This window comes from Gordonia hirsuta DSM 44140 = NBRC 16056, assembly GCF_000333015.1.
In the GTDB taxonomy this organism is placed as follows: domain Bacteria; phylum Actinomycetota; class Actinomycetes; order Mycobacteriales; family Mycobacteriaceae; genus Gordonia; species Gordonia hirsuta.
Window position 1 is genome coordinate 26814 of sequence record NZ_BANT01000005.1, and the last position, 7957, is coordinate 34770.

General features: G+C 70.3%; 9 protein-coding genes. 4 read left to right on the top strand and 5 right to left on the bottom strand.

What is annotated here, in order from left to right:
* Positions 1-26 precede the first annotated feature (26 nt).
* Positions 27-809, top strand: a complete 783-nt coding sequence (locus GOHSU_RS02795) for an alpha/beta hydrolase (RefSeq protein ID WP_024332492.1) — start codon at positions 27-29, stop codon at positions 807-809.
* A 1-nt stretch (position 810) separates the two neighbouring features.
* Positions 811-1101, top strand: coding sequence for an MGMT family protein (locus GOHSU_RS02800; protein WP_005936514.1), 291 nt, complete (start codon positions 811-813; stop codon positions 1099-1101).
* Between the two features lie 292 nt (positions 1102-1393).
* Here the strand turns inward: GOHSU_RS02800 and GOHSU_RS02805 are convergent, their stop codons facing one another.
* The 3 genes from GOHSU_RS02805 to GOHSU_RS02815 form a co-directional block, all read right to left on the bottom strand.
* Positions 1394-2254, bottom strand: a complete 861-nt coding sequence (locus tag GOHSU_RS02805; protein ID WP_005936517.1) for a TIGR02569 family protein — start codon at positions 2252-2254, stop codon at positions 1394-1396.
* 124 nt (positions 2255-2378) lie between these two features.
* Entirely contained in the window at positions 2379-3554 is a 1176-nt protein-coding gene (gene moeB / locus GOHSU_RS02810; RefSeq protein ID WP_005936520.1) for a molybdopterin-synthase adenylyltransferase MoeB, read from the bottom strand.
* Positions 3551-4522 (bottom strand): DUF3152 domain-containing protein, encoded by a 972-nt coding sequence (locus GOHSU_RS02815; RefSeq protein ID WP_024332493.1) that lies wholly within the window; start codon positions 4520-4522, stop codon positions 3551-3553. Before GOHSU_RS02815 ends, moeB begins: the two co-directional genes overlap by 4 nt.
* A gap of 140 nt (positions 4523-4662) precedes the next feature.
* Between GOHSU_RS02815 and fasR the strand changes: the two genes are divergently transcribed.
* Positions 4663-5376, top strand: a complete 714-nt coding sequence (gene fasR / locus GOHSU_RS02820) for an HTH-type transcriptional activator FasR (RefSeq protein WP_005936525.1) — start codon at positions 4663-4665, stop codon at positions 5374-5376.
* Between the two features lie 77 nt (positions 5377-5453).
* Here the strand turns inward: fasR and GOHSU_RS02825 are convergent, their stop codons facing one another.
* On the bottom strand, positions 5454-5687 hold the full coding sequence (locus GOHSU_RS02825) for a DUF3107 domain-containing protein (RefSeq protein WP_005936529.1): 234 nt from the start codon (positions 5685-5687) through the stop codon (positions 5454-5456).
* A 31-nt stretch (positions 5688-5718) separates the two neighbouring features.
* Positions 5719-6378 (bottom strand): ferritin-like fold-containing protein, encoded by a 660-nt coding sequence (locus GOHSU_RS02830; protein ID WP_005936531.1) that lies wholly within the window; start codon positions 6376-6378, stop codon positions 5719-5721.
* Positions 6379-6564: 186 nt separating this feature from the next.
* On the opposite strand from GOHSU_RS02830, the gene GOHSU_RS02835 reads away from it, so the two are divergent.
* Positions 6565-7957: DEAD/DEAH box helicase (locus tag GOHSU_RS02835; RefSeq protein WP_005936534.1), on the top strand; the 1393-nt coding region annotated here is incomplete at its 3' end.

The window sequence follows — 7957 nt, forward strand, 5'->3', positions numbered from 1 at the left end:
TCGGGGCCGATACGCTGGCGGCCATGATCCCCGCGCTGCACACGCACCTGTTCGGTCCCGCCGACGCCCCGACGGTACTCGCGTTGCACGGGCTGACCGGGCACGGCAAGCGGTGGGGCCGGCTGGCCGACGAGCAGTTGCCGGGAGTCCGGGTCCTGGCCCCGGACCTGCTCGGTCACGGGCATTCGCCGTGGACGCCGCCGTGGTCGATCGAGGCGCACGCCGCCGCCGCTGCGGCCGTCGTCGACCAGCAGGTGCCTGCCGCGCGCCGGCCGGTGGTGGTGCTGGCGCATTCCTTCGGCAGCGCCGTGGCCCTGCACCTGGCTCATCAGCGGCCCGATCTGGTGCGCGCCCTGGTGTTGCTGGATCCGGCGCAGGGTCTGGATCCGGCGTTCGCGCTGGCGATGGCGCAGGCGTCGGTGGCTCACTGGGGATACGACGATCCCGAGTCCGCACGGGCTGCCAAGCGCGCCGAGGGATGGGCGGCGGTCCCGGCACCCATCCTGTCCGGCGAGTTGACCGAACACCTGATCCCCCACGGCGACCGCGTCGCCTGGCGCGTCTGCCTGCCGGCCGCGGCCACCGCCTGGAGCGAGATGGCCCGCCCGGCACAGCTGCCGCCGGCCGGGGTGCCCACGCGCGTGGTGATCGCCGAGCGCGTGCAGCCGCCGTTCGTCACCGCCGACTTCGTCGATCGGTGCACCGCCGAACTGGGCGACCAGGTGCGCTTTCACCGTGTCGACACCGAGCACATGGTGCCGTATCTGGCGCCGGAGCTGGTCGGCGAACTGGTTCGCGAGGTGCTCTGACATGGCCAAGGTCACCGATACGCAGGTGGAGCTGGTGCGCGAGCTGATCACCGCGATCCCGCCCGGCAAGGTGTCGACCTACGGTGACCTGGCCGAGCAGGCAGACCTGTCCAGCCCGCGGATCGTCGGATGGATCCTGCGCACCGACGGCGCCGACCTGCCGTGGCATCGGGTGATCGCCGCGTCCGGGAGACCTGCGGTGCATAAAGCCTCCCGGCAGCTGGAGTTGCTGCGCGCCGAAGGGGTCCCGATCGTCGACGGCCGGGTCCTGCTGGCCCGCTGCCGACTCTGAGCGACCCGCTCCGGTCTCCCAGCTGCGCTGCCGGCACGACTCCCCCGGCACTGCCGTCACCTCTGAACAGACGCGGCACTCATTCACCAGACGCGGCACTCATTCCGCAGACGCGGCACTCGGCCACAGGCGCGGCCCTCGCGGGGGCCGCGTTCGTCACGAGCGCCGCGTTTACCGACGAAGGCCGCGTTCAGCGTGGCTTCACGCCGGCGGTGACGGGCCGGCGACCTCGGCGGGTTCCAGCGCCCGCCGCACCGCGCCGCCACTAGCCGAAACTAGCCACCGGTAACCGTCAGACGAGCATCCGCACCAGGTCGACCACCCGCATCAGCCCGGGCAGTGCACCGGCGGTCGAACGCGGATGCAGAGCATGCACCGCGAGCCGGAACATCGTGGCGCGCAACAGCATCTGCGGCCACTCGGGATAGTCCGACCAGCGTTCGATCAGTTCGTCGTCGGCTCCACCCCAGGCCAGAGCGTCGACCACGATGACCGCCGAGGCCCAGGCCGCGGGCCGCCAGTACGGCACGATGTCGGTGATCGCCGGGGCTGCGGCACCGGCGAAAAGCACCGTGCCGAACAGGTCGCCGTGCACCACCTGCGGCGAAGCGCTGACCGGGCGGCGCAGCCCAGCGAGCATCTTCAACGCGGCCAGCGGCGCCTCGGCCTCCTCATCGGCCGGTTCCACATCCATCCCGGCGGCCCGGGCCGAACGCAGCGGCACGTCCTCCCAGGCGGCGCGGTCGGCAGCGTTGAACACGTCCACGTCGTTGAACGGCGGAGCCGGCGGCTGCAGCAGAAAGCGCGGTCGTTCCAGCTTGGCCAGGGCGGCGTGCAGGCGGTCGGCCACGGCGAGCACCTCGTCGTGCCGCGGTTCGGGGCTACCGGCCACATAGGTATCGGCCCGCCACCCGGACACCACGTAGCGGCCGTCGGAGGCGCGGATCGGCCGAGCGATCCGCATCCCCTCCACATACAGGTTCTCCCGGGCACTGGCCGACCACGCGGCGCGGGCCCGATCGGGCACCAGCGACAGCACCACTTCGCCCACGCGCCAACCGACCACACCGGCACCGTCCATGGCGATCGGCGGATGCGCGGTCAGACCGAAGGTGGTCAGCACCTGTTCCGGTGGCGCAACATTGAAGGTCACCCAGCCGAGATTACCTATCACCTGCCGGTTCCCGGCCACGCCACACCGACCCGATGTTCCTCTGCGACGACGATCCCGGTCACCGCGGCCCGGCCCTCACCGGCAGGACCGGCCCCTGACCGGGTCAGTACATCGGCAGATCCGGGTCGACGTCCCGGCCCCAGGCAGCGATACCGCCCGCCAGGTGCACCACCTGGCCCAGTCCGGCGCGCCGCAGCGCCGCCAGCGCCTGCGCCGACCGGATCCCGGTCTTGCAGTAGAGCACCACCCGCTCCTGGTGCGGGATCTCGCCCAGCCGCGCCCCGGAGGTGATGTCGCCGCTGGGGATCAGCCGGGCACCGGGCAGTGCCACGATCTCGAACTCGACCGCCTCGCGCACATCGATCAGCACCGGGGGCGCCGGACCGGCCAGTTCCTCGGCCAGTTGCTGCGGGGAGAGGGCATCGGCGGCGTCGATCACGGGCTCATCGTCGTTCCCGATCCCGCAGAACGCCTCGTAGTCGATCAGGCCGGTGATCGGGCGGCGCTGCGGATCCCGGCCGAACCGGACCGTTCGCATCGTCATGCGCAGCGCGTCGTAGATCAGCAGCCGGCCCAGCAGGGTGTCGCCGATCCCGCAGATCAGCTTCACCGCCTCGGTGCCCATCAGTGAGCCGATGGTGCCGCACAGCAGGCCCAGCACTCCGCCTTCAGCGCACGAGGGCACCAGTCCGGCCGGCGGCGGCTGCGGGTACAGATCGCGGTAGTTCAGGCCCCGATCGTCGGGGGCGGCCTCCCAGAACACGCTGACCTGCCCGTCGAAGCGGAAGATCGAACCCCACACATAGGGTTTTCCGGCCAGCGCGGCGGCGTCGTTCACCAGATACCGGGTGGCGAAATTGTCGGTGCCGTCGACGATGAGGTCGTAGCCGGAGAACAGGTCGACCGCGTTCTCGGACGTCAGCTGGACGTCGTGGCGCTGCACCCGCACCGACGGGTTGACGGCGGCGATCGCATCGGCCGCCGAGTCCGTTTTGAGGCGGCCCACATCGGCGACTCCGTGAATGATCTGCCGTTGCAGATTCGACTCGTCGACCACATCGAAGTCGACGATGCCCAGGGTGCCGACACCGGCGGCAGCCAGATACAGCAGCGTCGGCGATCCCAGTCCGCCGCCGCCCATCACCAGCACCCGCGCATTCTTCAGCCGGCGCTGACCGAGGGTGCCCACGTCCGGCATGATCAGGTGCCGGCTGTAGCGGGCGATCTCCGCCGCCGTCAGCTCGTCACCGGGTTCCACCAGCGGCGGCAGCGGGGTCATTTGTCCGGGTACGGCCAGGCGTTCGGCCGGCAGGTGAAGGTCCGGTTGGCGTGAATGTCCGGGTCCAGCGCCATGATCTCGCTGTTGGCCGTGCCGAAGGTCTGCTGCATCATGATCGGCGCCAAGCCGCCGTTCTGCTCGCACGGCAGATGGTGTTCGTAACCGATCCCGTGGCCGACCTCGTGGTTGATCAGGTACTGCCGGTAGGTCAGATCGTCACCGCCGAAGGCGAGGGCACCGCGCACCCAGCGGGCCTCGTTGAGCACCACCCGCCCGTCCGGCGGATAGAAGCACGAGGTCTCCAGCTTGATCTGGTAGCCGCACAACTCGCGCGCGGTATCGGTCGAACTCAGCGACACCCGCAGATCCGGCTCGCCCTTGTCGATGCGGCGGAAGGCCACCTTGCCGCCCCCGATCCAGCTCTTCGGATTGGCCAGGGTCGTATCGACCAGTTTGGCGAAGGTCTGGTCGCCGCCGTAGTCGGCCGGGTTCAGACCGTCCTCCACCTCGACGGTGTAGGTGTAGACCTCATCGCCGGTCCCGACCTTGCCGGTGGTCCCGCGGACCACCGAGTACACGCGCTCGCCCTTCTTGGTGAAGGCTCCGCCCTCGGGCAGCGCACCGGCCGGCAGCGCCTCGGCGGCGATGTCCGAGGTCGGCGCTCCGATCGGTGTCGTCTCCTTGGCGATGTCGACGTTGCGGGCGCGCGGATCGATCGGGGCCGCCTCCTCGCCGCCGTTGCCCGCGCCGACGACGGTGTAGACCAGCAGCGCGACGGTCGCCACGGCCAGCAGCGCGATCGCATAGGCGCGCCAGCCGAAGTCGTGCACAAAGCGCCCGAACGCCCCGCGGGCGCGGGCACCGCCGTCCTGGCCACTCGGGGCGATCGGGTCCCAGCGGGCACGCAACGGCTGGTCGGGCCGTGGGCGCCGGGGCCGCGTCGGGCCCGTCGTCGGTGTACCGGTCACGACTCAACTGTCTCACAGACCCCGCCCGACTCCCCACTTCTGCCACACCGCCGCCGCAGGAAAGGCTTCGGCCGGACCGCGGACCCGGGCGCACCGGCGCCTGCTGCAGCCTGGTTCCTGCGGCGAGTACGCTACGTGCCATGTCTGCCGCCGATTTCTCCGTCGCCTCCGGGGCCGATGCCTCCGGGCACAGCCGATCCGGTACTCGCCTGCCGCGCAGTGCCCGGCGCCGCCAGCTGCTCGACGCCGCCAGCGAGATCTTCGTCGAACGCGGCTACCACTCGGCCGGCATGGACGAGATCGCCGGCGCAGCCGGTGTCAGCAAGCCGGTCCTGTACCAGCACTTCCCGTCGAAGCTGGACCTGTACATCGCCGTGGTCGACAGCCACGCCGAAAAACTGGTCGCCGACGTCAACCGTGCGCTGCTGACCACGACCGACAACCATCAGCGGGTTCGCGCCGCGGTCGCGGCGTTCTTCGACTTCATCGACGAGGACAACTCCGGCTACCGGCTGATCTTCTCCTCCGATGTGAAGGATCCGGCCGTGATCCGCCGCGTCGAGGGCGCCACCGAGGCCTGCGTCGACGCGGTATACGCCCTGGTGATGACCGACTCGGGTCTGGACCCGCATCGCAGCCGGATGCTCGCAGCCGGGCTCGTCGGCGCCAGCCAGGTCAACGCCCGCTACTGGCTCGAGGCCAGCCGCCCGATCGCGAAGGAGGATGCGGTCGAGACGACCGTGGCTCTGCTGTGGTCAGGCCTCTCGGGTGTGCCTCGCATCGAGAATCCGCCCACCGAAGACTCGGCCGACGAAGACCTGGCCACCCAGGATCCGGCCGGCACCGAGGACTGAGCCCGCCAGTCAGCCGGACCCGACAGTCAGCCGGACCCCGCGCAGGCAGGGCCCGTTGACCGGGGTTCGACGGTGATTCAGGCGGCGCCGAATCCGACGCGCCGGCTCTCGGCGCTGCCGACCTCGACGTAGGCGATCTTCGCCGCGGGCACCAGCACGCGCGAGCCCTTCTCGTCGGTCAGCTCCAGCACTCCGTCGCCGGAGGCCAGGGCCGTGGTCACCGTCTTGTAGACCTTGTCCGCGTCGTCCTTGGACGTCAGCGACAGTTCACGGGGGCTGTTCTCGATGCCGATCTTGACCTCAACGCTCATGAGCACCGATCGTACCCGGCGCACACCGCGGTCAGGTCAGCGACAGCTCGGCCATCCGTTCGCTGTGGCGCTGAGCCATCGACTCGAAGAAGTGCGCGGCATTGGTGATCGAGCCGGTTCCGGCGAAGAGCAGGTCGGTGACATCCTCGTCCTCGGCCAGCACCCACTGCATGTGGGTCACTGCCTCGCCGAGCAGCCGGCGCCCCCACAGCGCCAGTGGGGCGGCCACAGCCGGATCGGCGGCGACCGCCGCCCGCACCCGATCGCGGGCCCACTCGAACACGCCCGAGTCCGCGGTCACCTCCTGCAGCACCTCGCGCGCCGATTCGGGCAGCGACTGCACCAGCTCGGCGACGAAGTCCCCGGCCATCCCGTCGCCGATGTAGATCTTCACCAGCACCTCGAGCCAGTTCCGCGGTTCGGTGACCCGGTGGTACCGCTCGAAGACGTCCACATGGGCGGCGATGGCCCCGTCGACGCTGGCACCGGCCGCGGTGACCTTCTCGGCCAGCACCTCGAAGTGGTCGATCTCCGAGCCCATCATGCGCAGCAGCGCCACCCGGTCGGTGGTGGTGGGCGCCATGGACGCGTCGTCCATCAGCCTTCCCACGGCGGCGTATTCACCGGCCAGGAAGATCTCGTACAGCTTGGCCACTGCGGGTGCGCCCGGGGCTCCGGAGGTGTTCGGCATGAGAGTCAGCCTAAGGGGAGGGCTACACTGTGACCAGACGTAGGTCGCAGCGGGACGATATCTGCTGCGCCCGTCGAACTTGAGCGCGCACCGAGATCGCTCACGACGGCGTCGCCGACGGTGTCGGGGATCCCGTGAAGCCTGACGTGTGCGTGCACGACGCACACGAGAGGTATCTGCAAGAACATGACGACCATTCCCGTCGAGAACAACGACGACGTCCAGACGACGATCGTCGCCGAAGACCACCAGTCCCCCACCTTCGCCGAGCTCGGCGTGGATCCGGCGATCGTCGCCGCGCTGGAGGCCGACGGCAAATCCCACACCTTCGCCATCCAGGAGCTGACCCTGCCGCTGGCCCTGGCCGGCTCGGACCTGATCGGTCAGGCACGCACCGGCATGGGCAAGACCTTCGGTTTCGGCGTGCCGCTGCTGCATCGCCTGGTCCACACCGCCGATCTGGGCCTGCGCGGCCTGGACGGCACCCCGCGCGCCCTGGTGATCGTGCCGACCCGTGAACTGTGCATCCAGGTCTACGCGGACCTGACCACCGCCGCCAAGGGCGTGCAGGTCGAGACCGTCACCACCGGTGAGGACGGCGCCGAGACCGCCGGGGCCTCGCGCCCCCTGAAGCTGACGGCCATCTACGGCGGCCGCCCCTACGATTCGCAGATCGCCGAACTGCAGTCCGGCGTCGACGTGGTGGTCGGTACCCCCGGCCGTCTGCTCGACCTGGCCCAGCAGGGACATCTGGTGCTGGGCAAGGTGCAGATCCTGGTGCTCGACGAGGCCGACGAGATGCTCGACCTGGGCTTCCTGCCCGATATCGAGCGCATCATGGGCGCCCTGCCCACCCCGCGGCAGACCATGCTGTTCTCGGCGACCATGCCGGGTCCGATCGTCACCCTGGCGCGCACCTTCCTGACCCAGCCCACCCACATCCGCGCCGAGCAGGCCAACGACTCGGCCGTGCACGAGCGCACCACCCAGTACGTCTACCGCGCGCATGCGCTGGACAAGGCCGAGCTGGTGGCCCGCATCCTGCAGGCCGAGGGCCGCGGGGCGACGATGATCTTCACCCGCACCAAGCGCACCGCGCAGAAGGTGGCCGACGATCTGGCCGAGCGCGGATTCTCCGTCGGCGCGGTACACGGCGACCTGGGCCAGGTGGCCCGCGAGAAGGCCCTGGGCAAGTTCCGCGAGGGCAACATCGACGTGCTGGTGGCCACCGATGTGGCCGCCCGCGGCATCGACATCGACGATGTGACCCACGTGATCAACTACCAGTGCCCCGAGGACGATAAGACCTACGTGCACCGGATCGGCCGCACCGGCCGCGCCGGCCGGACCGGTACCGCGATCACCTTCGTCGACTGGGACGAGCTGCACCGCTGGGAACTGATCGACAAGGCGCTCGGCCTGGGCAAGCCCGAACCGGTGGAGACCTATTCCACCTCGCCGCACCTGGGCGAGGAGTTGGGCGTCCCCGCCGAGGCCACCGGCCGGATCGGGCGGCCCACCGGGGCCGGCAGTTCCGCCGAGCGCAGCCAGGCCCGCCGCGAGCGCGAGGCCCGCAGCG

What these genes read in the sequence shown, in the direction of transcription:
- GOHSU_RS02800 (WP_005936514.1), top strand. Translation starts at nt 811, where the DNA reads ATGGCCAAGGTCACCGATACGCAGGTGGAGCTGGTGCGCGAGCTGATC.
- moeB (WP_005936520.1), bottom strand. Translation starts at nt 3,554, where the DNA reads ATGACCCCGCTGCCGCCGCTGGTGGAACCCGGTGACGAGCTGACGGCG.
- fasR (WP_005936525.1), top strand. Translation starts at nt 4,663, where the DNA reads ATGTCTGCCGCCGATTTCTCCGTCGCCTCCGGGGCCGATGCCTCCGGG.
- GOHSU_RS02825 (WP_005936529.1), bottom strand. Translation starts at nt 5,687, where the DNA reads ATGAGCGTTGAGGTCAAGATCGGCATCGAGAACAGCCCCCGTGAACTG.
- GOHSU_RS02830 (WP_005936531.1), bottom strand. Translation starts at nt 6,378, where the DNA reads ATGCCGAACACCTCCGGAGCCCCGGGCGCACCCGCAGTGGCCAAGCTG.